This is a genomic window from Streptococcus gordonii (assembly GCF_001553855.1).
Classification (GTDB): Bacteria; Bacillota; Bacilli; order Lactobacillales; family Streptococcaceae; genus Streptococcus; species Streptococcus gordonii.
On record NZ_LQWV01000023.1, the window covers coordinates 79702 to 104842 of the forward strand.

Genomic DNA, 25141 nt, shown 5'->3' on the forward strand with positions numbered 1-25141 from the left:
ATCCCTTCAAAAATGATATAATAAACCTATATTTTCTAGAGGAAAAGGCAGGCTATGAAATTACTTTATACAGATATTCGCCATTCTTTGACCAAGGTTTTAGTGGCTGAGGCTGAGAGTTTGGTGGCGGCTGGTAAGCGAGTCTTTTATATTGCGCCAAATTCGCTTTCTTTTGAGAAGGAGCGGGCGGTTTTGGAGTGCCTGAAGAACAAGGCTTCCTTTGCCATTACGGTGACGCGCTTTGCCCAGATGGCTCGGTATTTTGTCCTCAATGATGTCCGAAAAGGGCAGAATTTGGACGATATTGGTCTGGGAATGCTGATTTATCGGACCTTGACAGAGTTAGATGATGGAGAGCTTAAGGTCTATGGCAGGATTAAGAAGGATCCACAGTTTATCCAGCAACTGATGGATCTTTACCATGAACTGCAGACAGCCCAGATGTCCTTTGTGGATTTGGAATTTCTCGAGGAGCCTGAGAAGCGGGAGGATTTGGTCAAGATTTTTACTGCAGTGACTGCTGCTCTGAATAAGGGCGATTTTGATTCGTCTTCTCAGATTGCTGCTTTTGCCCAGCATATTCTGGCTGGTGATACAGACGAGGAATTGGCAGATTTGGCCCTGGTCATCGATGGTTTTACTCGTTTTTCTGCCGAAGAGGAATACCTGGTCGGTCTCCTGCATCGAAAAGGCGTGGAGATTGTTATTGGGACCTATGCTAGCCAAAAAGCCTACCGAGCAGCCTTTCGTGAGGGCAATCTCTATCAAGCTAGTGTGGACTTCCTGAGAAAGCTGGCCGAGGACTATCAGGTCAAGCCTGACTATATCCCTCATGCGGAAGCAGAAGATGCCTTTGGACAGATTTCCAAGATCTTGGAGAGTCGTTATGACTTTTCAGAATCAACGGTGAGTCTGAGTGAGACAGATCGCTCGCGCCTTCAAATCTGGGCTACTATGAACCAGAAAGAAGAGCTGGAGTATGTGGCTAAGTCCATCCGGCAGCGAGTTCATGATGGTGTGCGTTATAAGGATATTCGTCTACTCTTGGGGGACGTGGAAGCCTACCAGCTTCAGCTTAAGACCATTTTTGACCAATATCAGATTCCTTACTATTTAGGGCGGAGCGAGTCAATGGCTCAGCATCCGCTGGTTCAGTTTGTTGAGTCCTTAGAGCGACTCAAGCGCTATAATTTCCAACTGGAAGACCTGCTCAACCTCTTAAAGACAGGACTCTATGGAGACTTGACTCAGGAAGAGCTGGATCATTTTGAGCAATATCTGCGCTTTGCGGACATTAAGGGAGCCGGCAAGCTAGCCAAGGATTTCACGGCTAATAGCCAAGGGAAATTTGACCTAGACCGTCTCAATCATATTCGCCGCCGGGTTATGACTCCGCTACAAGACTTTTTCAAATCCCGCAGCCAGACGGCGTCGGGGCTCTTAGCTAAGTTTACGGAGTTCGTCCAAGCAGCCCGTTTGTCTGACAATTTGACAGCTCTGCTGCAGGAAGAAAGTCAGCAAGAACAGGAACGCCATGAGGAAGTCTGGAAGGCTTTCAGCCATGTCTTAGAGCAGTTTGCTCAGGTCTTTGCAGAAAGCAAGGTCAAACTGGATGATTTTCTAGCTTTGGTCCTCTCAGGAATGCTTTTGTCCAACTATCGGATGGTGCCGGCGACAGTAGATGTGGTTAAGGTTCAGTCTTATGACCTGATAGAACCTTTAGCAGCTCCTTACGTCTATGCAATCGGACTGACTCAAGAGCGTTTTCCGAAAATCGCGCAAAACAAGAGTTTGCTCAGTGATGAAGATCGGGCTCGACTTAATGAAGAGACGGATTCTCAGGCAGAACTGCAGATTGCTAGCTCAGAAAATCTCAAGAAGAATCGCTATACAGCTCTATCACTGATGAATTCTGCCACCAAAGAGCTGGTCTTGTCTGCGCCAGCCTTGGTCAATGAAGTAGAGGACAGCATGTCGACCTATCTGCTGGAATTGACTGCAGCTCCGCTTTCCTTGCCTATCATTGTCAAAAAGCCTCAAGCTTCCAGTGATGATATTGGCAGCTACCGAGCTCTCTTGTCTCAAATCATCGAACTCCACCAAGAGGAGATTGACCGAGAGTGGACAGCAGAGGAGCAAACTTTTTTGGCGGTGGCTGTGCGGGTTCTCCGCAAGAAGTTAGCAGCAGAAGGCATCAGCATTCCGCAAATCAGCAAGGAACTGAAAACGGAGTCTCTGCAACCGGAAACTCTGCATGCCCTTTATCCAAAAGATCAGCCCCTCCGACTTTCAGTCTCTGCTCTAAGCGAATACTTTAAAAATCAATATGGCTATTTCATCAAATACGTTCTGGGATTACAGGAAGAATGGACCATCCATCCGGATGCTAGAAGCCACGGGAATTTTCTGCATCGAATTTTTGAAAAAGTACTTCAGGAGGATACTAGTCGAGACTTTGACCAACGACTAGAAGTGGCAATAGACGAAACCATGCGGGAGACTGAATTTGAAAGTCTCTACAATGAATCTAGCGAGAGTCTCTTTACTCGTCAGTTGCTGCTAGATACAGCTAAGTCAACGAGCCAAGTTTTGGCCCAATCAGCTGGGATTGAAACGATTGGGGAAGAAACAGTCTTTGGGAACAGTAAAGAGCCTTTCCTTATCTTGGAAGATGGCAGAGCTGTTAGTGTTCGAGGCAAGGTGGATAGAATTGACCGATTGCTAGCTGATGGGAGTCTGGGAGTCGTGGACTATAAGTCCAGCGAGACTAAGTTTAGCTATGAAAAATTTTTTAATGGTCTGAATTCTCAGCTTCCGACTTATCTAGCGGCTATCCAGGAACTCCAAGGTCAGCAGGAAGGTAGAGATCTTTTCGGTGCCATGTACTTGCAAATGACGGAGCCTATTGTCGCCCTTAAAGATACCAAAGAGTTAGGAGATGCAGTCAAGGAAGTTGCTAAAACCATGCAGTACAAGGGTCTCTTTTTAGCAGACAAGCTGGCCTCTTTGGGTCCTGTTTATGAAAAGAGCAAGGTTAATAGTCTCAGTCAAGAAGAACTGGCTGTTTTACTTGCTTATAATGAAATTCTCTATAAAAAAGTAGCTGAAGGTATTCTAGCTGGTCATTTTGAGGTTAATCCCTATACAGAAAATGGTCGGAATATAGCACCTTATGTCGATCAGTTTAAGGCTATTACAGGCTTTGAAGCCAATCGTCACCTAGGACAAGCCAGACAGTTAGATAAATTAGATTTGAGTAAATTTGAAAAATGTCCAGTTGGTGAGAAATTGCGCCAAGCATGGATAGAAAAGATGAGGGAGGAGTTGAAAAAATGAGGAAAAAGTCTTTTTTAAGTCCAGAAGAAATCAGTCAGCTACAGCATTCTGAAGCTACTTCAAGTAAAGAACAGAAACGAACTGCTGAGCAGATTGAGGCTATTTATTCCTCAGGTCAAAACATCCTAGTCTCTGCATCAGCTGGGTCAGGGAAAACCTTTGCCATGGTTCAGAGGATTATTGACCAGATCCTCCGTGGAGTATCCATTCAGGAACTCTTCATCTCAACCTTTACCGTAAAAGCGGCAGGAGAACTCAAGGAACGTCTAGAAAAAGAGTTAAGTAAAGTCCTCAAAGAAAGTCAGGATGAAGAACTTAAACAGCACCTAGCCCAGCAGTTAGCTGCTATTGCCACAGCTGATATTGGGACCATGGACTCTTTTACACAAAAGCTTCTCAACAAGTATGGCTATCTTCTAGGCTTGGCCCCTAATTTTCGTATTCTCCAGTCAGCTAGTGAGCAGACTATGCTACAAAATGAAGTCTTTCAGCAGCTTTTTGAGCAATATTATACTGGTGAGCAGAAGGAAATTTTTGAAAAGTTAGTCAAAAATTTCACGGGCAAGAAAAAGAACATCACTGGTTTTCGCCAGCAAGTCTACGCCATTTACCAGTTTCTCCAATCAACCAGCAATCCTCAGAGATGGTTGCAGGACTTTTTCCTTAAAGGCTATGAGGAGACAGATTTTTCGCGTGAGAGAGACAAAATTTTACAGCAAGTGAAAGGTGCTCTTTTTGACCTCGAAGATTTTTTCCGTTTTCACTTGGATCACGAGGGACGTGAATTTGCGGGAGCTAAATACCAAGAAAATGTGTTGCTTGCGCTAGATAAATTGGGGAGTTTGCAGGAATCGTCCTCTGAGCAGGACTATTTCCGTGTCTTAAAAGACGTGGTTCTTCTATCACGGGCTAGCGGTGGCCGATCCTTGACCATCACTACTCGCAAGGAAGAATTAAAAGAGCTGGCTGATACCTTTAATCAAGGACGTAAAGAAAGAATCGAGCATTTGCGAGGTCTTGAGTCCAGCATCTATCAATTTGAGTTCCTTGAGAAGTACCAGGATGATAGTCTACCTCTCTTAGATTTACTACGTGATTTCATGAGTGATTTTACTCAGACTTATCTAGAACGTAAAAAAACAGAGAATGCTTTTGAGTTCGGGGATATCAGCCATTTTGCGATACAGATTCTAGAGGACTTCCCACAGGTAAGAAGTTTTTATCAGGAGCGTTACCATGAGGTTATGGTTGATGAGTACCAGGATACTAACCACACCCAGGAGCGAATGTTGGAGCTCTTATCTAACGGCCATAATCGTTTTATGGTGGGGGATATCAAACAATCTATCTATCGTTTTCGTCAAGCAGATCCCCAGATTTTCAATGATAAGTTTCGGCTTTATCAGGCAGATCCGAGCCAAGGGAAATTGATCGTTCTTAAGGAGAATTTCCGCAGTCATGTAGAAGTACTGGAAGCTACCAATGATGTCTTTAAGAGACTGATGGATGAGCAGGTCGGAGAAATCAACTATGATGAGACCCATTATTTGGTGGCGGGAAATCCGACGAAAGCATCACCTAATCCCAAAAATAGGGCTGAATTCCTCCTTTATGATTCGACGGTAGCAAGCGAGGAACTAATCGAGGAAAGTATCTCTGCTGGAGAAGTGTCTCTAGTTATTAAGGAAATCATTCGTCTGCATGAGGAAGAAGCGATTGCCTTTAAGGACATTACTCTTTTAACGCCTTCTCGGACTCGAAATGATATAATCTTGGCTGAGTTTGCCAAGCACAATATCCCTCTTGTACCAGATGGAGGGGAAGACAATTACCTCCAGTCTGTCGAGGTCATGGTCATGCTGGACACTTTGCGAACGATCAATAATCCCTTAAATGACTATGCCTTGACAGCACTACTCAAATCAGCAATGTTTGACTTTGGAGAAGATGAGCTGGCTCGAATAGCGCTACAGAAAAGTCAGGAAAAATCGCAGGAAAATCTCTATGAGAAGTTAGAAAATGCCTTGACGAATCAAGGATTACATCCAGACTTAATCTTGCCAGACCTTAAAAAGAAGCTAGAGCTCTTTCAAAAGACGCTCTTATCATGGCGAACCTTTGCTAAAACTCATTCTCTGTACGATTTGATTTGGAAGATTTATCAAGACCGTTTTTATTATGACTATGTTGGTGCCTTGCCCAATGGAGCCCAGCGTCAAGCCAATCTCTATGCCCTATCACTCAGAGCTAATGACTACGAGAAATCAAGTTTTAAAGGCCTGTCTCGATTCATTAGTATGATTGATAAGATTTTAGAGAACCAGCACGATTTGGCCAGCGTTCCCTATGCCGCACCACAAGATGCGGTTCATCTGATGACAGTCCACAAGAGTAAGGGACTAGAGTTCAAGTATGTCTTTCTGCTTAATATGGACAAGGCTTTTAACCGCCAAGATACCAGTTCTAGCATTATCTTGAGTCGTAAAAATGGGATTGGGATTAAATATATCGCTGATGTAGAGGTTGAATATCCAGAAGAAGTGAAACCAAGATCAATCCGTTTGTCAATGGATACGCTACCCTACCAGCAAAATTTAGAAGAGATCAAGCTGGCTAGTCTTTCTGAGCAGATGCGCTTGCTTTATGTAGCCATGACGCGGGCTGAAACCAAGCTTTATCTGGTCGGCAAGGGCAGTCAAGAGGTTTTGGATAAGCGTCAGTGGGGCAAGAGCCAACAAGGGCGTTTGTCTGCCAGTCTGCGCAGCCAGCTCAGTAATTTCCAAGACTGGCTCTATGCCATTCAGGCTGTTTTTTCAGAAGATCACCTTGCTTTTGATTTGAGATTTGTCAGAGACGAAGATTTGACTACTGACAAGATTGGCCAGATTCACCATTCAAATCCCTTTGATGCGGATGATTTGACAGACAACCGTCAGTCTGAAGATATCGGCAGGGCTCTGGATATCTTAGAAAGTGTAGATCGATTAAATAGCCAATATCGCTCTGCCATTGAGCTACCTAGTGTGCGAACGCCAAGCCAAATTAAGAAGTTTTATGAGCCGATTATAGATACGGAAGGCATGGATATCATGGATGAGCGAGTAGCATTTCGGCCTCAGCCTAACTTCGACTTACCTGATTTTGGCCGGAAAGCCAAGGTGACCGGGGCTCAAGTCGGTAGTGCTGTTCATGAACTTATGCAAAGGATTCCATTAGATCAGAAGCCGGACATGTCGGTTTTAAAATCAAGTCTAAAACAGGTCCAAGCAGAAGAGTCTGTGAAAAAACAGATTGATCTCAACAAGATTGCAAGTTTCTTTGAGACTCAGCTTGGTGAAATCTTGCTAGCTAACTCAGATAAGTTGCATCGAGAAGCACCGTTTGCCATGCTTAAGAGGGACGAAATCAGCGATCAGGAATTTGTCGTTCGGGGGATTTTGGATGGCTACCTGCTCTTTGATGATCGAATTATCCTTTTTGATTACAAGACGGATAAATACAAGGATTCGTCTGAGTTGATTGCTCGCTACCGTGGCCAGCTAGACTTATATGCTCAAGCTCTCAGCCGTTCTTATGGCATTTCGCAGATTGAAAAATATTTGATTCTGCTGGGTGGTGAGCAGTTGCAGGTAGTTCAGGTGGATTGATTGGTTGAATTCAGAAAGGAATAAATTAGATGGAGCAGTTAGAACGCATTCAAAAAATGGAAGGCCATTTGAATAAATATGCTCAAGTCCTAGCAGATGCTCAGAAAGCTCTAGAACAACTGGAGCAAAGTCAAACAGAATATATTCAGCTGAGGGACTACTATACGGGTCAGGGTTTTTTTGATGATCTAGAATACTCAAATAGTCCGGAATTCCCTGAAAATATAGCTTGTGGCGTCTTAAGTGAAGATGCTGTCTATGACCTAATGGGGGAGCATTTTGAAACAGCGATTAGTCTGCTGGATTTGTCCAGTGCCATGCTAAAAGAACGATAATATGTTTTAAAAATACAAATAAAATTAATAATTTTCATTTTTCTCTTGCTTTTTATTTAAAATTCATGTAGAATATTCAACAATAAATTGAAAGCGATGAGAGAAAAAGTCTAAGACAAGAAACAGAGAGTGCCTAATGGTGAGACGGTATGCAATCCTTAGACGACACATTCTTGAGTGTGGATGTGAAATCTGTCAGTAGACGGAGACTAGTGTCCGACGGCTGATTACCGTTATCAATCTGGAGTCTCGTACTCCCAGAGGGTCCTCAGGCGACTGAGGACCGAATAAAGGTGGAACCGCGTGTCAACGTCCTTGCAAAGTTTTTTTGCGAGGGCTTTTTATTATATTTAAATCAGAAGATTCCCCTATTTTCCTTTAGCAAAGCGGTAAATTTCGTCTTTCATTTATTAGAAGTTCTAAAAGATCGTCAGAGTCAGATAATGGCTAGTGTGAAAGAGAGGTGGCAAGATGGTTAAGCTAAAAGGTCTCAGGCAGATCAATCCCTATGTAGCAGGGCAGCAGCCCAATGAGCGAGACATGATTAAGCTCAATACCAATGAAAATGCTTATGGACCGAGTCCTAAGGTGGCAGAGGCCCTGCAGAACTTTGATGCCCAGGAGTTGCGCAAATATTCCAGTTTGGACCAGGCGGAGCTCTGTCAGGCTTTGGCGACAAACTTGGGTGTATCACCCGATCAGCTCATTATTGGTAATGGGAGTGACGACATCTTGTCCATGGCTTTCCTGGCTTTCTTTAACAGCGGCGAGTCGGTCTTATTTCCGGACTTGACCTATGGTTTTTACAAGGTCTGGGCCGACCTCTACCATGTGCCTTTTCGAGAAATCCCACTGACAGATGGTTTTGAGGTCCATCCGTCAGATTATTTTGGAGACAATGGCGGCATTATCCTAGCCAATCCCAATGCTCCGACGGGGATTTATCTGCCGCTAGATCAGTTGGAGGAAATTCTGGCGTCCAATCAGGATGTGGTAGTGGTGGTGGATGAGGCCTATATTCACTTTGGCGGTCAATCTGCCCTGCCTCTGCTAGACATCTATCCCAACCTCTTTATCACACGGACCTTTTCCAAGGATGCGGCCTTGGCTGGTCTGCGGGTAGGCTATGGCATCGGCCATCCAGACTTAATAGCTGTCATGAAAGCTGTTAAGGACTCCATCAATCCTTACTCAGTGGATATGTTAGCAGAGCGCTTAGCCCTTGCGGCAGTGGAAGATTGGGATTATTATTTGGAGACCGGTAGAGTCATTCAAGATACCCGAGATTGGTTTGCTGGAGAATTGGCTGCGCTGGATTTCCAAGTCCTGCCCAGTCAGACTAACTTTGTCCTAGCTCAGCCTAGTGGAATTTCTGCAGCAGAGCTTTTCCAGCAGCTAGAGGAGCGTCGGATTTATGTGCGGTATTTTCCAAAAGCAGAACGAATCAAAGACTTCCTGCGCATCTCTATCGGACGGCGAGAGGAGATGGAAACAGTCCTGGCAGCTATCAAGGGAATTTGCAGCTGCTGAGAGTTTGACTCAAAGCCAGCCAGTGTAAGAATAGAGTAAGAAAGGAAAGCAGCCTATGAATAAAATTACCCTTCCGATTGGCATGCATGACAAGCTTTTCAAGAGGGCGCGTGTGACCTACGAGATTGAGCGGGACATCAGTGATTTCCTGATGGCTCAGGGTTTCAATCGGATTGACACGCCGACTTTGGAGCACTTCGAGGTCTTCAGTGACCATGTGGAGCCCCATCATTATCATCTTTTCGATAAAAAAGGCGAGTTATTGGTACTGCGGCCTGATGTGACCAGCCAGATTGGTCGGGTTATTGCTTCGACTAGGGTGCATACGCCGACCAAGTTTTCCTATTCGGGCAAGGTCTTTCACTATCAAGAAGAGCTGCGTGGTCTTGCCAACGAGCTCAGTCAAGCTGGTATTGAGATTATCGGCTATCCAGCTCGCGAGGCGGTGCTTGAGGCTATCAAGACAGCCAAGCAGTCGCTGGATTTGGCGCAGGTTAAGTCTTATCAGTTTGAGTTTTCCCATGCAGCAATCCTGCAGACAATTCTAGAGAGTCTGGCCTTGGATTCGAAGGAGGAGGCCCAGCTACTAGATTATATTCGCAAGAAAAATCGGACGGGAATCTTTGAATTCACCCAGACCAGATCGAGTGAATTTGATGATTTTTTACAAGAACTTCCCTATTTGTTTGGACCTAGCCAACAGGTCTTAGTTAGGGCTAGAGAGATAGTTGACAACGAGCGGATATTGACGGCTCTAGATGATGTGGAGCAGGTTTTGCAGAGTCTGTCAGACTTGCTAGATCAGACAATCATGGACTTGGGTCAGGTAGCGACCATGCCTTACTATACTGGATTGACCTTCAAGGTCTTTGGCGACCGAGTGCCAGATGCTTTTCTGTCTGGTGGTCGCTATGACCAACTTTTCAAGCGCTTTGGGGCAGCAGAGCTGACAGCTATTGGCTGGTCCTTAGACATTGACAGTGTCTATCAGGCCATTCATGATGACCTACCATACGAGGGCGGAAAGGAAGGTGATGGCAGATGAGTCAGATTACCATTGCCTTGACTAAAGGGCGAATTGAGGAAGATACGGTCAAGCTCTTGACCCAGGCTGGCTTTGATATGTCCTTCATGGCAGACAAGGGGCGCAGCTTGATTTTTGAAAGTCCAGACAGTCGTTTTCGCTTTCTCTTGGTCAAGGGGCCTGACGTGACGACCTATGTGCGCCACGGAGTCGCTGATTTGGGTATTGTCGGCAAGGATATTCTCTTTGAGCATCCGACTGGCTATCTGGAGCTGCTGGATCTGAACTTTGGGCTTTGTAAATTCTCACTGGCCTCGGTGCCCAGCTATGACCCTCATGATCACAAGCGCAAGCGGATTGCGACCAAGTATCCGACAGTGGCGACTGATTATTTTAATCAAAAGGGGGAAGATGTAGAAATCATATCCATCCAAGGCAGCGTGGAGATTTCACCGGTGCTGGGTCTGGCGGATGCCATTGTCGACATTGTTGAGACAGGGCATACCCTGTCAGCTAACGGCCTGCTGGTTTTTGAAGACATTTGTCGGGTGTCGGCCCGGCTCATTGCTAATCAGGCTTCCCTGAAAAATAACCCGGATATCATGCCTTTTGTGGCAAAGATTGAATCCCTAGTAGGAAGAAGAGAGGTGGCTTTTAAATGACAATTATCAAACGTTTAAGCGGAAGTAACGAAGAAATTTCACGGATTTTATACGAAGAGCAGCTGCAGCTTAGTCAGCAGAACTTAGATGTGGAAGAAGCAGTGGCTGAGATTATAGAAAGAGTCAAACGAGACGGTGACCAAGCTTTGAGAGACTATACCAAGCTCTTTGACAAGGTTGAGGTGACAGACTTTGAGATTGGGCAGGAGCTAATCGACCAGGCTTTCGAGGAGATTGACCCAGAGGTCTTGGTCGCACTGAAAAATGCCCAAGCTAATATCGAATCCTACCACCGCCAGCAGTTGGAGACTGGTTTTGAGGACAGTCCCAGTGAGGGCGTTATCCGTGGTCAGTTGATTCGGCCGATTGAGCGGGTCGGCACCTATGTACCTGGCGGCACCGCAGCCTATCCATCTTCCGTCCTCATGAATGTTATCCCCGCCAAGATTGCCGGTGTCAAGGAAATCATCATGATTACACCACCCCAAGAGCACTTTACCCCAGCGATTTTGGTCGCTGCCAAGCTTGCTGGTGTGGATCGAATTTTCCAAATTGGCGGAGCCCAAGGTGTAGCAGCCCTGGCTTATGGAACTGAGACCATACCCAAGGTGGATAAGATAACTGGACCGGGTAATATCTTTGTGGCTACAGCCAAGAAGATGGTTTATGGTGTCGTGGGAATTGACATGATTGCTGGTCCTTCGGAGATTGGAGTCATTGCGGATCGTTCAGCCAGTCCAGTCTATGTGGCGGCCGACCTTCTGTCGCAAGCTGAGCACGACAAGCTGGCTCGGGCTATTCTGGTGACCGACTCGGAATTGTTAGCGGACCAAGTCGAAGCAGAGCTGGACAGACAGCTGAAAGAGCTGCCGCGGGAGGAAATCGCGCGTGCTTCGATTGAGAATAATGGCCGCATTATCCTTGCGCCTTCTAAGGAAGCTATGTTTGAGCTCATGAATCAGGTGGCACCGGAGCATTTGGAAATTGCCATGGATGATGCTTACAGCTATCTGGATCAGGTTGAAAATGCTGGCTCTGTCTTTCTGGGACACTATACCAGTGAGCCAATTGGTGACTACTATGCGGGAGCCAATCACGTTTTGCCGACCACTAGCACCAGCCGTTTTTCATCAGCTCTGGGTGTCTATGACTTCATCAAGCGCATCCAGTACACCCAGTACAGCCGTGCTGCTGTAGGGGCGGCTGACAAAGATATTACCAGTCTGGCCTATGCAGAAGGCCTGCAGGGTCATGCTAAGGCCATAGAAGCCCGCAGACAGGAAAAATAGAAGGAGTTACCATGAGACAAGCTGAAATCAAGCGTAAAACACAGGAGACCGATATTGAACTGGCTGTCAATCTGGACCAACAGGAGCCGGTAGCTATTGAGACTGGTGTCGGATTCTTTGACCACATGTTGACCCTTTTTGCCCGCCATAGTCGAATTTCTCTGACGGTCAAGGCTGAAGGCGACCTTTGGGTGGACAGCCATCATACGGTTGAGGATGTAGGCATCGTGCTGGGACAGGCTCTGCGTCAGGCCTTGGGAGACAAGACTGGTATCAATCGTTACGGCACTAGCTTTGTGCCTATGGATGAAACGCTGGGTATGGCCAGCCTGGACCTATCCGGTCGCTCCTATCTGGTCTTTGAGGCGGATTTTGACAATCCCAAACTCGGGAATTTTGACACCGAGCTGGTAGAGGAATTTTTCCAAGCCCTAGCTTTTAATCTGCAGATGAATCTGCACCTGAAAATCCTTCATGGCAAGAACAGTCACCACAAGGCGGAAAGTCTCTTTAAAGCGACTGGACGAGCTCTACGGGAGGCTATTACGATCAATCCAGAGATTCATGGAGTCAACTCCACCAAGGGCTTGCTCTAGCCTGACCTTCTGAGTGAAAGGAGTTGATGTAGAGATGATGATTGTTATTGATTATGACGCGGGAAATACTGCCAATGTCCTCCGCGCTCTGGCTCAGGTCGGAGTAGCAGCGCGTCTGTCAGCTGATCCGCAGGAAATTTTAGCTGCCGATGGCTTGATTTTACCAGGTGTCGGTGCTTTTCCTGCGGCTATGCAGGAGTTGGAAAGGCGAGGGCTGGTCTCCTTTATCCAGCAGGCTGTGGCTGATGGAAAGCCTCTCTTGGGGATTTGCTTAGGTATGCAGCTCCTGCTGGAGTCGGGATTGGAGAATGGTCAAAGCTCTGGACTGGGCTTGATTCCCGGTGTTTGCCGCCGGATTCCGGATCAGGCTGGTCTGCCTGTGCCTCACATGGGCTGGAATAACTTACAGGTCCAGCAGTCGTCTGCATTGACAGCTGATCTTGAGGGCCAGTCAGTCTATTTCGTCCATAGCTACTATACGGATGTTCCGGAGGAGTACTTGGATGTGACGGCTGATTATGGGCTGCCTATCCCAGCCATGATTCATAGAGGCTCGGTCTTTGGCTGTCAGTTTCACCCAGAAAAGTCAGGTGCTGTAGGCCTCGGTATCCTAGAAAAGTTTAAGGAGTATGTCTATGAAAATACTGCCCGCTATTGATATCAAAGACGGTCAGGCCGTCCGCCTTTTTAAAGGGGATTTTAGCCAGAAGACGGTAGTCAATCCCGATGTCTTGGAGCAAGCTCGACTTTTCAAAGAAGCCGGGGTTACCATGATTCATGTGGTTGACTTGGACGGAGCCTTAGAAGGTCGGGCGGCCAATCGGGATTTGATTGCCCGAATTAAGTCGGAGACTGGTCTAGCTATCCAAGTCGGGGGTGGTATCCGCAGTCTGGAGCAGATTGAAGATTACCTGGCGGTTGGCATTGACCGTGTCATTATTGGCTCTATGGCTGTTAAGAATCCTGCCTTTGTTGAGGCTGCGCTGGAGCGCTTTGGAAGCAGCAAAATCGTTATTGGCATTGATGCGAAAGAGGGGCTAGTTGCGACTGAGGGTTGGCTGGAAACCAGCAGTCAGGACTATATCAGCCTGGCACTGGCCATGGAAAAAATCGGTGTCCGACTCTTTGTCTACACGGATGTAGACCGAGACGGGACTCTGACTGGCCCCAATATCCAGCATTATCAAAAATTGCTGGCGTCCCTCAAGCATTCTCAAGTCATTGCCTCTGGCGGCATCCAGTCAGCGCATGACTTAGAAGAGCTGAAAAAGCTGGGCTTGGCTGGTGCCATTGTGGGCAAGGCCTATTACAGTGGACGAGTTAGCCTAGAGCAGATCAAGGAAGCAGAAAGGGGCTAGCCATGCTGAAAAAACGAATCATTCCCTGTCTGGATGTCAAGGACGGACGGGTGGTCAAGGGTATCAATTTTGTTAATCTGACTGATGTGGGAGATCCAGTCGATGCGGCCAAGGCTTACTATGAAGCTGGCTGTGATGAGTTGGTATTTCTGGATATCACCGCCACCCATGAGGAGAGGGACACGACGGTCGAGATGGTCCGGCGCGTGGCAGAGCAGGTTTTCATTCCCTTTACCGTTGGGGGCGGCATTCGTACGGTTGAGGACATGAAGCGGATGCTCCAAGCTGGAGCGGATAAGGTCGCTGTTAATTCCTCAGCATTGGCAAATCCTCAGCTTTTAGCTGACTGTGCTGAAAAGTTCGGCAGTCAATGCGTGGTGCTGGCTGTGGATGCTAAGAAAGAAGCAGATGGCAGCTGGCATGTCTATCTGGCTGGTGGCCGCAAGGACAGCGGTCGCGACCTGTTAGACTGGGTTCAAGAAGCTGTCAGTCTTGGAGCGGGGGAAATTCTTCTGACCAGTATGGACAAGGACGGGACCAAGTCTGGTTTTGACTTGCCTATGCTGGAAGCTGTCTCCCAAGTGGTTTCCGTTCCTATCATTGCCTCTGGTGGTGCTGGCAATAGCCAGCATATCCTAGAAGTTTTTGAAAATACTGCAGCGACAGGTGCTTTGGCCGCTTCGATATTCCATTATGGTCAGGTCTCCATCTCAGAGACTAAAAAAGCCATGCAGGAAGCTGGATTGGAGGTACGCATCTGATGACAGAAGTGAAGTTAGATTTTCAAAAGCAAGGCGGCCTCATACCTGCCATTATCCTAGACCACACTAGCAAAGAAGTCCTCATGCTGGCCTATCTCAATGAAGAAGCCTACCAGTTGACCCGCACCAGCGGTCAGATGTGGTACTGGAGTAGGTCACGTCAAGAACTTTGGCATAAGGGAGCCACCAGTGGCCACTACCAGACTGTCAAAAAAATCAATGCTGACTGCGACCTAGATACCCTGCTGATCGAGGTAGACCAGCTGGGAGCTGCCTGTCACACCGGTGCTAAATCCTGCTTTTTTCATACAATCTGGGATGAAGAAGACAGCAAAACTGACTAAAAGCTTCCTTGCTTTATTTTAGTACTTGGTTAATGCAAGAATAAAACTAAGCCATCAGCCTACCATTGGAAAGAATTACTTTTTATAGTAAAATAAGGACAGTAACAAGGAGATACTATGCTAGAAACCCTCTATCAAGAAGCACTCAAACGCAAAAAAGAGCCCAAGGAAGGCTCCTATACCAGCTATCTCTATGACAAGGGGCTGGATAAAATTCTCAAAAAAGTCGGTGAAGAAGCGACAGAAGTGGTCATTGCGGCTAAAAATGCTAACAAGGACGAGATGGCCAATGAAACAGCTGATCTGCTCTACCATCTAGCGGTCACTCTCGTCGAGACTGGCGTCAGTCTGGAAGATGTAGAGGCCGTCCTCCAGGCCCGTCAGGGCAAGCAGAGCCGGATTCACGACCGACCTGAAATTGACCATTACTAAGCGTATATAAGATTTGCAGAAAGGCGGTCCAGCATGCGCGATAACCATCTTCATACCTATTTTTCCTACGATTCTGAGGCAGATTTCTGTGACTATCTGGACCATTATGAGGGCGAGATTGTCACCACTGAGCACTATGATTTGTCTAATCCCTACCCTTACGAAGCTGCCTCGCCCCACGATGATGTGCCTGACTATGCGGCCTATTCAGCAAAAATAGCAGAGCTGAACCAGCAATATGGCAACCGCATCAAAAAGGGCATTGAAATTGGCTATTACGCTCCGCGTAAAGACGATGTTCTAGCTTTCCTAGCGGACAAGGATTATGACCTCAAGCTCCTGTCTGTCCACCACAATGGCAGCTTTGACTATCTGGAAGAGCCAGTCCTGCAGCTGGATAAGATGGAGCTGATTCCCCGATACCTGAGAGAGTTAGAAGAGGCTGTTGAGGCTGTGCCAGCAGATGTACTAGCTCACTTTGACTATGGTTTCCGAAAATTTGCGCTTACTGTAGAGGAGTTAAAAACTTTTGAACCAGAGTTGCGACGGCTTTTTCAAAAGATGATTGATTATGATCTGGCTTTTGAGCTCAACTGCAAGTCCATGTATCTTTACGGCCATGAGGAACTCTATATCTACGCTCTTTCTCTAGTCAAGGAGCTGGGTGGCCAGCGCTTTTCAGTGGGATCAGATGGCCACAAGCTGGAGCATTTTAGACTTGGTTTTGATCAAATCCAGAAAATCTTGGAAGCCTTTGAAATTGGGGAAGATGAGCTCATCTAACGTCTGTTAGACCTGCCTATGCTAATAAAGAAACAAAATATGAAATAGGACGTTCTAAAAAGTGCCTATTTACCTAACTGTTATTCAAGAGAGAAGAAAGAGTCTTCTCTCTTTTTAAAATCTCTGTCTTACGAAAAGAATAGGCAAAAACAGGTATCTGTGATATAATAGATAGGAATTCTATGTATGAAAAAGCTTGAGAGAGAAATAAAATGAGAAAAATAGTGATAAATGGTGGCCGTCCTTTAAAAGGTGAGGTTACGATTAGTGGTGCAAAAAATAGTGTAGTAGCTTTGATTCCAGCTATTATTTTGGCAGATGGCATTGTGACTTTAGATGGAGTGCCAGCTATTTCAGACGTTGATAGCTTGATTGACATCATGGTAACCATGGGAGCTAGTGTGAAGCGAGATGGAGACAGTCTTGAGATTGATCCGCGCCAGGTTCAAAGTATGGCGATGCCCTATGGTAAAATCAATAGCCTCCGCGCTTCCTACTATTTCTACGGAAGTCTTTTAGGACGCTTTGGAAAAGCAACTGTAGGTCTTCCAGGTGGATGTGACCTTGGACCTCGTCCGATTGACCTTCATTTGAAAGCTTTCGAAGCTATGGGAGCTCAGATGACTCAAGAAGGTAATGCCATGCATCTGGAAGCCGAGACTGGACGCATGCGAGGAGCAAGCATTTACATGGATACAGTAAGTGTCGGTGCGACGATTAATACTATGTTAGCTGCTGTTCGAGCATCTGGTCGGACGGTTATTGAAAATGCAGCCCGTGAACCTGAAATTATTGATGTTGCTACTCTTTTGAATAATATGGGTGCCCATATTCGTGGTGCTGGTACAGATATTATCACAATCGAAGGTGTAGATAAGCTTCATGGGACTCGTCATCAGGTTATTCCAGATCGAATCGAAGCAGGGACTTACATTTCACTGGCAGCAGCAGTCGGCCAAGGGGTTCAGATTAATAATGTCTTGTATGAGCACTTGGAAGGTTTTATCGCTAAGCTAGAAGAAATGGGCGTTAGAATGACTGTCTCAGAAGACAGCATCTATGTTGAAGAGCAAAGAGAACTCAGAGCTATCAATATTAAAACCGCTCCATATCCAGGGTTTGCTACTGACTTACAGCAACCAATCACTCCGCTTTTGTTGAAAGCTAAAGGACGGGGCATGATAATGGATACGATTTATGAGAAGCGAATTAATCACGTGCCTGAGCTTGCTAAAATGACAGCTAAAATCTCTTCAACCAGTCATCAAATTATCTATGAAGGACCAAATCAGCTACATGGTGCTGCTGTAAAAGCTACTGACTTACGCGCGGGAGCGGCATTGGTTATTGCAGGTTTGATGGCTAAAGGCCGTACAGAGATTACCAATATTGAGTTTATCCTTCGTGGCTATTCTAATATTATTGAGAAGCTGAAAAATTTGGGTGCCGATATTGAGTTGGTAGAAGAAGCGTAAGGATACAAGAATAGGATATATACGAAAGTATTGTCTAAAGGTAGCTTATGAATATTTGGACAAAACTAGCTGAATTTGCTTTTATTGAAACAGACCGCCTGCTACTCAGACCCTTCTCTTACCAGGATGCAGAAGATTTCTATGCCATAGCCTCCAATCCGCAGAATCTGGAGTTTATCTTTCCGAGTCAGTCTGGTCTGCAGGAAAGCCAGTATGTAGTAGCTAACTTTTTTATGAAGAATCCTCTTGGTGTTTGGGCAATCTGTGATAAAGAAAGCCAGCAAATGATAGGTTCTATCAAGTTTGAGAAGTTAGATGAAATTAAGCAAGAAGCTGAGCTGGGCTATTTTTTAAAAAAGGATTATTGGGGAGGGGGACTAATGACCGAATGTGTCAAAGAGATTCTCTTTCTATCTTTTAGCGAATTTGACCTAAAAAGGCTAAGCATTGTCACTCATCAGGAAAATCTAGCTAGTCAGCGTGTTGCTCAAAAGGCGGGTTTTAAAATGTGTCGACAATTTAAAGGAAGTGACCGCTATACACGCAAGATGAGAGACTATATCGAATTTCGCTATGAAAGAGGTGATTTTTATGAGTAAACACCAGGAAATTATCGCTTATTTGGAGAAACTTCCTATTGGTAAAAGAGTCAGTGTTCGTAGTATTTCGAACTATCTAGGAGTCAGTGATGGAACGGCTTACCGAGCGATTAAGGAAGCTGAAAACAGAGGCTTGGTTGAGACTCGTCCTCGTAGCGGTACTGTTCGAGTGAAATCTAAAAAAGTTGTTCTAGAGCATCTGACCTATCATGAAATCGCTGAAATTACTCGTTCAGAAGTATTAGCTGGACAGGCTGGTTTAGATAAGGAATTCAGTAAGTTCTCTATTGGAGCTATGACAGAGCAAAATATTATGCGTTATCTGACTGAAGGAGGTCTCTTGATTGTTGGGGATCGGACTGAGATTCAACGCTTAGCTCTAAAGAATGAAAATGCTGTCTTGGTTACAGGGGGATTTCGAGTTGAAGAGGATATTTTAACTCTTGCAGATCGGATGGGAATCCCGGTCATGCGGACCCAGCATGATACCTATACAGTAGCGACAATCATAAATCGTGCGCTTTCCAATATCCAAATAAAAACAGATATTTTAACAGTTGAACAGGTCTATCGTTCTAGTCATGAATATGGCTTTTTAAGGGAAACAGATACAGTTCGAGATTATTTGGAGCTGGTGCGTAAAAATCGTTTCAGTCGCTTTCCGGTCATTAATCAGCATCAAATGGTGGTTGGAGTAGTGACGATGCGGGATGCAGGAGATAAATCACCCCATACAAATCTGGATAAAATTATGACAAAAAATCCTTTTATGACAGGTTTGAAGACGAATATTGCCAATATTAGTCAACGGATGATTGCAGAAGATTTTGAGATGATTCCTGTTATACGAAGCAATCAAACCTTGCTAGGAGTCATTACTCGGCGGGATATTTTGGAAAAAATGAGTCGGGAGCAGGTATCGAGTCTGCCAACCTTTAGTGACCAGATTGCTCAGAAGTTAGTTCAGAACGCTAATGGTTTCTCCTTTACAGTAGAGCCTTTTATGCTGGAAAATAACGGGGTTTTATCGCATGGAGTTCTAACAGAAATCTTAAATACTGCAACTCATCAGCTGGTGGCTTCTAATGGACGAAGTTTAATTATTGAGCAGATGATGGTTTACTTTTTACAAGCTGTTCAATTGGATGACTACTTGACTTTGACTTCCCGTGTGGTGCATGAAACAAGACGTTCAGCAATTATAGATTATGATGTCTATTTAGACCATCAATTAGTAGCTAAAGCGACTATGACAGTGAAAATAAACTAAGAAGAGGAATAAAATCTAAGAATGATTACAATAAAATCGCAACGCGAAATTGATTTAATGGCAAAAAGTGGGGAGTTTCTCGCTTCTATTCATCGAGGTTTGAGAGACTTGATTAAGCCAGGGATCGATATGTGGGATATTGAAGAATACGTCCGCAAACGCTGTAAAGAAGCAAATGCTTTGCCCTTGCAGATTGGTGTAGAAGGCAGCATCATGGACTATCCGTATGCTACTTGCTGCTCTCTAAATGATGAAGTGGCTCATGCTTTTCCCCGTCATCAAAAGCTGGTAGAAGGTGACATTATCTGTGTAGATATGGTTGTCGGATTGGTTGATAAGGCTGAATTAGATGTTTCAAAACTGGATTTTAATAAGGTCTCAGAAGTCAAAAAATACACAGAAAGTTTTCGTGGCGGTGTTGCAGATTCTTGCTGGGCTTATGCAGTTGGGAAAGTCAGTCCAGAAGCTCAGCAACTCATGGATGTGACCAAAGAATGTCTTTACCGAGGAATTGAAGCAGCACAAGTTGGTAATAGAATTGGCGATATTGGTGCAGCAATCCAAGAATACGCTGAAAGTCATGGTTATGGTGTTGTGCGAGATTTGGTTGGTCATGGAGTTGGTCCGACTATGCACGAAGAACCAATGGTACCCCACTATGGTCGAGCAGGACGTGGTTTGCGTCTAAGAGAAGGGATGGTATTGACCATCGAACCTATGATTAATACTGGTACTTGGGAAATTGACACAGATTTTAAGACTGGCTGGGCCCATAAGACTCTTGATGGTGGTTTGTCTTGCCAATACGAACACCAGTTTGTCATCACCAAAGACGGTCCAGTGATTTTGACCAGTCAGGGTGAAGAAGGAACTTATTAGAAAACATAGGAGGTTGGGATAAGGCGTTCCTAGCCTCTTAACTTTGTCTGATATAGAATGAGAATAGTAGCAAGAAATGAACCTTGCCATTAGAAAATCAAAGAGAAATAAATGCTGGGCCTTTGCCCTAGTCTTAGAAAGGAAGCTCATGAAAAAAATAGTAGAAAAACTGAAACAACAGCATTTTTTACGGGCTTTTATAGGCTTTTATGATAAGTCTGAAATAGGCATCACCAGTATAGCTGTAGCCTACTATTTTTTGATTTCGGCCCTTCCTTTATTATTGGTTTTAGCCAATATTTTGCCCTATTTTCAAGTTCAAACGGATGCCCTCTTGAATTTGTTAAACGATATGCTACCAGATTCGCTTTATCCCATGGTGGCTAAAGCTGTGAAAGCCGTTTTTGGTCAGCCGTCTTCTGGTTTACTAGGTTTCTCCATCTTGTCAGCTCTCTGGGCTTTTTCCAAATGTATCTCATTTTTGCAAAAGGCTTTTAATAAGGCTTACGGTGTCACAAAAGGCCATGGCCTGCTTCGAAACCGCCTGTTTAGTTTTGTAGTGAGTATTGGTTTACAGATACTCTTGATCCTTTCCATGATTCTATCTGTTTTTGGTCGAAGTATTCTAACTGTGGTATACAATGTTTTTGATTTAGATGTCTCTTTTTACAGACAAATCACTACTATAACTGAAGGTCTTGTTTTCCTAGTTCTCTTTCTAACCTTAGTTGCTCTCTATTATCTTTTGCCTAATGTTAAGATAAACAAACTTCGTTACGTCTTGCCAGGAACCATCTTTGTAGTGGGAATTCTCTTTGGCCTATTGAATTTATTTAGTGCCTATTTAGAAGCGTATATGAACCACTTTATTAATGTCCGTTTTTTCGGATCAGTAGTTGTCATCATCATCATGTTATGGTTCATTATTGTTTCTAAAATATTGATTATCGGTGCTATTCTCAATGCGAGTATCCAAAGTTGCTCTGAGTCCGAGTTTCAATTAGATAGAATAGGAAGTTTTTCCTTTAAAAAGAAAGACTAGCCCAATGTCAATCTAACGGATGGCCAGAAAAAACTCCATAAAAAAGTCTTTTACTTATCACCAAACTTTATTAGCAGATGAGAAGGGAGAAACATCCATGAACTCTGAAAAAAATGCCGCAATACGATCAGAAGTTTTCAAGCAAGAGCTTGCTTCTAGTCTATTGTCTAAAAAGGTATCTACGATAAAGAAAGTAGCTAAGCAAATTAGACGCCAACGCATAGAAGGCCTGGATCAAGCATTAGCTGAAGCTCTGGACTTTGTTATGACAAAACCAAGATCATGGGAAGCTCAGCATGAGTTGATTTTAACCATTGCGGCGACAGAATGTACTAGCTTAATACCTTATCTGGAGAAATTAGTTCAAGGAAATTACTCAGCGACTGTTCTCTATCGAAGCTTGGCTTTAGCTATCGTATATTTGCAAAATAAAGACAGGAAAGAGTTGAGCTATGTATACTCTATATTAGAAAGTGGCAACCAGAACTTATTTGCTGGAGCTTTGCTAGGCTTGAATCAAAGAGAAGTTGTACTCAGTCATGAGGAAGTCCAAGACTTCTATAGTGTAGCTAAACGTGAAGTATACTTAGAGAACTTCAGGCAGGTCATTTCTCCAATTCAGGTCCTAGTATCAATGGCTTACCTGTTTGAGGACAGGGAGCGACAAGAACTGATTAGCTACTGTCAAGAATTGAATTCTGCATTTTTCTCTAGTATCATTACTAATCTTAATAAGAATAAGAAGATTCCTTACTTGTAAGGATTTTGATATAGATCTCTTAAAGAGGATTTTCCTCTTTTTTCTTTTTAGATGATTTTATTGCATTTGCAATAAAATATGCTATAATAGTTTCAAATAAAAGTTTAAAGGAGGGGATATGTCAGTATTGCGGGAAATTGGGATTATTGCCCGAGCTTTGGATTCCATTGCTAATATTGAGTTCCGTGACATAGAGCTAGCACGAGGTCAATATCTTTATCTGGTGCGAATCGCGGAGAATCCAGGAATTATCCAAGAGGAGCTATCGGAGCTGCTCAAGGTGGATCGCTCAACGGTTGCTCGCTCTGTTAAGAAGTTGGAGGCCAAGGGATTGATCCAGCAGAAGGCAACCAAAGACAACAAGAAGAACAAGGAATGGTTTGTGACGGAAAAAGGGGAAAAACTCTATCCTTTTATTCTAGCGGAGAATAACTATTCTGAAGAGACATCCCTGCAGGGCTTTTCTCAGGCGGAAGTTAAAGCCTTGGAGAAAATGCTGGTCCGAGTACGTGAAAATATCACAGGTGACTGGGAAGCCGTCAAAAAAGGACAAAAAAGAAACTATTAAGATTAAAGAGGTGCATCATGAATATTACAGTTGAAAAAGCATTTTGGGAAGTATTTCCAGAAGCGCAGATTAGTGTTTTAGTAGTCAAAGGACTGGATAATAGTGTGGATGAAAGTGAGGATCCATATTTCAAATCCCTGCTGGATAAGGGAGTGAAACGAGCTGAGGACTTTATCTTAGATGAGAACTTCACTCAAAATGAAGTCATTCAAGAGTGGCGGCAGGCCTTCAGCAAATTCAAGACCAAGAAAGGAGCGCGTTCCTCTATCGAAGCTCTGCTCAAGCGGGTTAGTCAGGGACGGGAATTTCATCCCATCAATCCTTTGGTCGATATCTACAACAGTGTTTCGCTCTCTTATGCAGTTCCTTGTGGCGGTGAGGATTTGGATAAGATTGTCGGAGGTCTTCATCTAGGAAAAGCCAAGGGTGGGGAAGCCTTTTTCCCATTGGGTGCTGAGAGTGACGCACCGGCACTGCCAGAAGAAATCATCTACTACGATGAAGAGGGAGCTGTCTGCCGTTGCCTTAACTGGCGAGAAGCCCAGCGGACTATGCTAACAGAGGAAACCAAGAATGCCATCTTGGTTATTGAGGCCATCAATAAAGAGCAAGCAGTACGCGCCCAAGCTGCCATGACAGAACTCCAGACTCTGATTGAGGACTATTTTGGCATCAAAGGTGAAATCACCCATCTGACTGCTGAACATCCCAATCTGGAAATTTAAAAATAAAAAAATCTGGATCAGAATTATCTGGTCCAGATTAATTTATGTAGGGTAGATCTTTTTTATAAATAGTTGCCAGAATCCCCCTTTCTCATCAGTTCTCAGGTCCTAAATCTTTCGTAAAATAGTACCTTTTTCCGCTATAAGGATATTCTTTCAGGGTAAATACTTCTTGATAACCATGTTTTTTATAAAAATCAGGTGCCTGAAACTGATAGGTATTGACGAATGAATAGGTGCAGTTTCTGACTAGGGCCTCTTTTTCCGCCTGATCCAAAATTTTTGATCCAATACCTTTCCCGCGAAGGTCTTCTTTGACAAATAGATATTCGATTTCAAGCCAATTTCCAAAAGTTTCTCCGGTCAAGCCAGCTATGAGATTTCCTTCTTCATCCTCTAAATAAATGTCCAGAGCTTGGCTTTCTGACGGTTCTCTTTTTGAGCGGTTATAGGTTCTGAGTAAGTTTCTCAGTTCTTCTCTTTTAGCTGAGTCACCATTTTCAAATTTCAAGTTCATTTCTGCCTCCATGGAGCTCTTTCCGAGGTCTTTAGTTCTTTTTCTCAAAGACAAAGAGTTTGCTGAAAACGTAGTTTAGAACAATAATAAGCACCTGAGCGATAAAGGTTTCAATAGTGTTGACCATTTTGATATTATGATTAACAAACTGGCCGATAATCTGCGGGAAGCTAGTCACAAAAATAAAGGTCAAGAGTAAATTTAAACCCATCGTAGCCAATCGGGCCGTGAAAAACTTGACTAGTCTATCAGGCCAGCCTTTTCTTTCCTGCTTAAAAACAATAGTGTCATTGGTCGCAAAGGCAAAGAGAATACCGAGAACATCACCGATTATCGTAGCTAGTATTTCGTTTCCGGTCACTTCATAGCAGAGCATACGGCTCGCAACAGATACGATAGTTGTTGCCACACCAAAAAAGAGATAGGATAGGATCTCGTTGTCAAAGAATTTTTTAATTAAGGATTTCATAAAGATAGTCTATCATATTTCAAATATTTATGCTATACTAGTTGAGTTGCCGAGTTTGTAAGGGAGAGGCTTGTCTTTCTTCTTATTCCTAGCAACCCTTGGCGCTTAGCTTCTTTCGCCAAGCATATTACACGCGGTAAAACCGCTAAAGGAGAATTTGATGAAAAAATTAACTGCCCGTGATATGGTGCAAATTGCTCTTGTAGCAGCTATTTACATTGCTCTTACAATCACACCACCCTTCAATGCGATTAGCTTTGGCGCTTATCAGTTTAGAATTTCTGAAATGATGAACTTTATGGCCTTTTACAATCGTAAATACATTATTGGTGTAACAATCGGTTGTATGATTTCCAATTTCTTTAGCTTTGGTATCTTAGATGTTTTTGTTGGTGGGGGGTCAACTTTAGTTTTTCTAACTCTTGGGGTTGTCCTATTTAGCAAAGTTAAGCCGGGCTATCTGCTCAACGGTTGGCTTCGAAAAGACTTCTTTTTGTTCTCTATTTTCTTTTCGATTTCAATGGTGACAATTGCTATTGAATTGAATATTGTTACTGGAGCACCATTCTTACTTACATGGTTTACAACAGCTATTGGAGAATGTGCATCTCTACTTGTCGGAGCTATCTTGATTGATAAAATCAGTAAGCGCATTGACCTAACCCAATAAAAACGAAAAGGCTTATTAGGTTTGTGAAATCTGAGGCCTTTTTTCTTGTCGTTAAAGCTAAGAGAAACTT

At 44.2% G+C, this 25141-nt stretch carries 25 protein-coding genes and 1 riboswitch; of the genes, 23 read left to right on the forward strand and 2 right to left on the reverse strand.

The genetic code is table 11. The features are described 5' to 3' along the window. Positions 1-54: 54 nt before the first annotated feature. From rexB to AWH02_RS06495, 22 genes are all read left to right on the forward strand, one after another. Positions 55-3336: an ATP-dependent nuclease subunit B gene (gene rexB / locus AWH02_RS06390; RefSeq protein ID WP_060553365.1), complete on the forward strand. Its 3282-nt coding sequence runs from the start codon at positions 55-57 to the stop codon at positions 3334-3336. Next, positions 3333-6983: a helicase-exonuclease AddAB subunit AddA gene (gene addA, locus AWH02_RS06395; protein WP_060553366.1), complete on the forward strand. Its 3651-nt coding sequence runs from the start codon at positions 3333-3335 to the stop codon at positions 6981-6983. Before rexB ends, addA begins: the two co-directional genes overlap by 4 nt. 29 nt (positions 6984-7012) lie before the next feature. Then, a complete protein-coding gene (locus AWH02_RS06400) occupies positions 7013-7318 on the forward strand; it encodes a DUF4298 domain-containing protein (protein WP_060553367.1) in 306 nt (101 codons plus the stop codon). 471 nt (positions 7319-7789) lie between these two features. Continuing rightward, a complete protein-coding gene (hisC, locus tag AWH02_RS06405; RefSeq protein WP_060553368.1) occupies positions 7790-8848 on the forward strand; it encodes a histidinol-phosphate transaminase in 1059 nt (352 codons plus the stop codon). 55 nt (positions 8849-8903) lie between these two features. Continuing rightward, positions 8904-9893, forward strand: a complete 990-nt coding sequence (locus AWH02_RS06410) for an ATP phosphoribosyltransferase regulatory subunit (RefSeq protein ID WP_060553369.1) — start codon at positions 8904-8906, stop codon at positions 9891-9893. After that, on the forward strand, positions 9890-10534 hold the full coding sequence (hisG, locus tag AWH02_RS06415) for an ATP phosphoribosyltransferase (RefSeq protein WP_008809347.1): 645 nt from the start codon (positions 9890-9892) through the stop codon (positions 10532-10534). The genes AWH02_RS06410 and hisG overlap by 4 nt, the downstream gene beginning before the upstream one ends. Continuing rightward, complete coding sequence (gene hisD / locus AWH02_RS06420; protein WP_081041925.1) at positions 10531-11823, forward strand: histidinol dehydrogenase; 1293 nt, start codon at positions 10531-10533, stop codon at positions 11821-11823. Before hisG ends, hisD begins: the two co-directional genes overlap by 4 nt. An 11-nt stretch (positions 11824-11834) precedes the next feature. After that, positions 11835-12419, forward strand: coding sequence for an imidazoleglycerol-phosphate dehydratase HisB (hisB, locus tag AWH02_RS06425; protein ID WP_060553370.1), 585 nt, complete (start codon positions 11835-11837; stop codon positions 12417-12419). 34 nt (positions 12420-12453) lie between these two features. Further along, positions 12454-13077 carry an imidazole glycerol phosphate synthase subunit HisH gene (hisH, locus tag AWH02_RS06430; protein ID WP_060553371.1) on the forward strand — a complete coding sequence of 208 codons (624 nt, stop codon included), beginning with the start codon at positions 12454-12456 and terminating at the stop codon, positions 13075-13077. Next, a complete protein-coding gene (gene hisA, locus AWH02_RS06435; protein ID WP_060553372.1) occupies positions 13055-13777 on the forward strand; it encodes a 1-(5-phosphoribosyl)-5-[(5-phosphoribosylamino)methylideneamino]imidazole-4-carboxamide isomerase in 723 nt (240 codons plus the stop codon). Before hisH ends, hisA begins: the two co-directional genes overlap by 23 nt. Before the next feature lie 2 nt (positions 13778-13779). Further along, complete coding sequence (hisF, locus tag AWH02_RS06440; protein ID WP_060553373.1) at positions 13780-14538, forward strand: imidazole glycerol phosphate synthase subunit HisF; 759 nt, start codon at positions 13780-13782, stop codon at positions 14536-14538. Continuing rightward, the gene (gene hisI, locus AWH02_RS06445) at positions 14538-14882 is read left to right on the forward strand and encodes a phosphoribosyl-AMP cyclohydrolase (protein ID WP_060553374.1); all 345 of its coding nucleotides are present in this window, start codon (positions 14538-14540) and stop codon (positions 14880-14882) included. The genes hisF and hisI overlap by 1 nt, the downstream gene beginning before the upstream one ends. A 117-nt stretch (positions 14883-14999) precedes the next feature. Beyond that, positions 15000-15314 carry a phosphoribosyl-ATP diphosphatase gene (hisE, locus tag AWH02_RS06450; protein ID WP_048779891.1) on the forward strand — a complete coding sequence of 105 codons (315 nt, stop codon included), beginning with the start codon at positions 15000-15002 and terminating at the stop codon, positions 15312-15314. 33 nt (positions 15315-15347) lie between these two features. Further along, entirely contained in the window at positions 15348-16097 is a 750-nt protein-coding gene (locus tag AWH02_RS06455) for a PHP domain-containing protein (protein WP_060553375.1), read from the forward strand. Positions 16098-16309: 212 nt separating this feature from the next. Beyond that, on the forward strand, positions 16310-17572 hold the full coding sequence (locus AWH02_RS06460; RefSeq protein WP_045773250.1) for a UDP-N-acetylglucosamine 1-carboxyvinyltransferase: 1263 nt from the start codon (positions 16310-16312) through the stop codon (positions 17570-17572). A gap of 47 nt (positions 17573-17619) precedes the next feature. Then, entirely contained in the window at positions 17620-18171 is a 552-nt protein-coding gene (locus AWH02_RS06465) for a GNAT family N-acetyltransferase (protein WP_060553376.1), read from the forward strand. Then, positions 18164-19441 (forward strand): CBS-HotDog domain-containing transcription factor SpxR, encoded by a 1278-nt coding sequence (gene spxR / locus AWH02_RS06470; protein WP_060553377.1) that lies wholly within the window; start codon positions 18164-18166, stop codon positions 19439-19441. The genes AWH02_RS06465 and spxR overlap by 8 nt, the downstream gene beginning before the upstream one ends. Before the next feature lie 21 nt (positions 19442-19462). Next, complete coding sequence (locus AWH02_RS06475; RefSeq protein WP_008809335.1) at positions 19463-20320, forward strand: methionyl aminopeptidase; 858 nt, start codon at positions 19463-19465, stop codon at positions 20318-20320. Positions 20321-20468: 148 nt separating this feature from the next. Continuing rightward, positions 20469-21362, forward strand: a complete 894-nt coding sequence (locus AWH02_RS06480) for a YihY/virulence factor BrkB family protein (protein ID WP_060553378.1) — start codon at positions 20469-20471, stop codon at positions 21360-21362. Between the two features lie 97 nt (positions 21363-21459). Next, positions 21460-22122 carry a hypothetical protein gene (locus AWH02_RS06485; RefSeq protein ID WP_060553379.1) on the forward strand — a complete coding sequence of 221 codons (663 nt, stop codon included), beginning with the start codon at positions 21460-21462 and terminating at the stop codon, positions 22120-22122. Between the two features lie 118 nt (positions 22123-22240). Beyond that, complete coding sequence (locus AWH02_RS06490) at positions 22241-22690, forward strand: MarR family winged helix-turn-helix transcriptional regulator (RefSeq protein WP_060553380.1); 450 nt, start codon at positions 22241-22243, stop codon at positions 22688-22690. Between the two features lie 17 nt (positions 22691-22707). After that, complete coding sequence (locus tag AWH02_RS06495; protein WP_060553381.1) at positions 22708-23415, forward strand: B3/B4 domain-containing protein; 708 nt, start codon at positions 22708-22710, stop codon at positions 23413-23415. 94 nt (positions 23416-23509) lie between these two features. Here the strand turns inward: AWH02_RS06495 and AWH02_RS06500 are convergent, their stop codons facing one another. Both AWH02_RS06500 and AWH02_RS06505 read right to left on the reverse strand, forming a co-directional pair. After that, positions 23510-23932, reverse strand: a complete 423-nt coding sequence (locus AWH02_RS06500; RefSeq protein WP_046165391.1) for a GNAT family N-acetyltransferase — start codon at positions 23930-23932, stop codon at positions 23510-23512. A 31-nt stretch (positions 23933-23963) separates the two neighbouring features. Continuing rightward, complete coding sequence (locus tag AWH02_RS06505) at positions 23964-24401, reverse strand: GtrA family protein (protein ID WP_060553382.1); 438 nt, start codon at positions 24399-24401, stop codon at positions 23964-23966. A 28-nt stretch (positions 24402-24429) separates the two neighbouring features. After that, positions 24430-24564: riboswitch (PreQ1 riboswitch) on the forward strand. Here AWH02_RS06505 and AWH02_RS06510 point away from each other — a divergent pair. Further along, positions 24562-25071 carry a QueT transporter family protein gene (locus AWH02_RS06510; protein WP_045635190.1) on the forward strand — a complete coding sequence of 170 codons (510 nt, stop codon included), beginning with the start codon at positions 24562-24564 and terminating at the stop codon, positions 25069-25071. (Overlaps the previous riboswitch by 3 nt.) Positions 25072-25141 lie beyond the last annotated feature (70 nt).

Bases quoted from the DNA above. Each gene is read 5' to 3' on its own strand.
- AWH02_RS06485 (WP_060553379.1), top strand. From the start codon at position 21,460: ATGAACTCTGAAAAAAATGCCGCAATACGATCAGAAGTTTTCAAGCAA.
- spxR (WP_060553377.1), top strand. From the start codon at position 18,164: ATGAGTAAACACCAGGAAATTATCGCTTATTTGGAGAAACTTCCTATT.
- hisG (WP_008809347.1), top strand. From the start codon at position 9,890: ATGAGTCAGATTACCATTGCCTTGACTAAAGGGCGAATTGAGGAAGAT.
- AWH02_RS06410 (WP_060553369.1), top strand. From the start codon at position 8,904: ATGAATAAAATTACCCTTCCGATTGGCATGCATGACAAGCTTTTCAAG.
- AWH02_RS06505 (WP_060553382.1), bottom strand. From the start codon at position 24,401: ATGAAATCCTTAATTAAAAAATTCTTTGACAACGAGATCCTATCCTAT.
- AWH02_RS06510 (WP_045635190.1), top strand. From the start codon at position 24,562: ATGAAAAAATTAACTGCCCGTGATATGGTGCAAATTGCTCTTGTAGCA.
- AWH02_RS06495 (WP_060553381.1), top strand. From the start codon at position 22,708: ATGAATATTACAGTTGAAAAAGCATTTTGGGAAGTATTTCCAGAAGCG.
- hisC (WP_060553368.1), top strand. From the start codon at position 7,790: ATGGTTAAGCTAAAAGGTCTCAGGCAGATCAATCCCTATGTAGCAGGG.
- hisA (WP_060553372.1), top strand. From the start codon at position 13,055: ATGAAAATACTGCCCGCTATTGATATCAAAGACGGTCAGGCCGTCCGC.
- AWH02_RS06400 (WP_060553367.1), top strand. From the start codon at position 7,013: ATGGAGCAGTTAGAACGCATTCAAAAAATGGAAGGCCATTTGAATAAA.
- AWH02_RS06490 (WP_060553380.1), top strand. From the start codon at position 22,241: ATGTCAGTATTGCGGGAAATTGGGATTATTGCCCGAGCTTTGGATTCC.
- hisE (WP_048779891.1), top strand. From the start codon at position 15,000: ATGCTAGAAACCCTCTATCAAGAAGCACTCAAACGCAAAAAAGAGCCC.
- rexB (WP_060553365.1), top strand. From the start codon at position 55: ATGAAATTACTTTATACAGATATTCGCCATTCTTTGACCAAGGTTTTA.
- AWH02_RS06465 (WP_060553376.1), top strand. From the start codon at position 17,620: ATGAATATTTGGACAAAACTAGCTGAATTTGCTTTTATTGAAACAGAC.
- addA (WP_060553366.1), top strand. From the start codon at position 3,333: ATGAGGAAAAAGTCTTTTTTAAGTCCAGAAGAAATCAGTCAGCTACAG.
- hisF (WP_060553373.1), top strand. From the start codon at position 13,780: ATGCTGAAAAAACGAATCATTCCCTGTCTGGATGTCAAGGACGGACGG.
- hisH (WP_060553371.1), top strand. From the start codon at position 12,454: ATGATGATTGTTATTGATTATGACGCGGGAAATACTGCCAATGTCCTC.
- hisB (WP_060553370.1), top strand. From the start codon at position 11,835: ATGAGACAAGCTGAAATCAAGCGTAAAACACAGGAGACCGATATTGAA.
- AWH02_RS06475 (WP_008809335.1), top strand. From the start codon at position 19,463: ATGATTACAATAAAATCGCAACGCGAAATTGATTTAATGGCAAAAAGT.
- hisD (WP_081041925.1), top strand. From the start codon at position 10,531: ATGACAATTATCAAACGTTTAAGCGGAAGTAACGAAGAAATTTCACGG.
- AWH02_RS06480 (WP_060553378.1), top strand. From the start codon at position 20,469: ATGAAAAAAATAGTAGAAAAACTGAAACAACAGCATTTTTTACGGGCT.
- AWH02_RS06460 (WP_045773250.1), top strand. From the start codon at position 16,310: ATGAGAAAAATAGTGATAAATGGTGGCCGTCCTTTAAAAGGTGAGGTT.
- AWH02_RS06455 (WP_060553375.1), top strand. From the start codon at position 15,348: ATGCGCGATAACCATCTTCATACCTATTTTTCCTACGATTCTGAGGCA.
- hisI (WP_060553374.1), top strand. From the start codon at position 14,538: ATGACAGAAGTGAAGTTAGATTTTCAAAAGCAAGGCGGCCTCATACCT.
- AWH02_RS06500 (WP_046165391.1), bottom strand. From the start codon at position 23,932: ATGAACTTGAAATTTGAAAATGGTGACTCAGCTAAAAGAGAAGAACTG.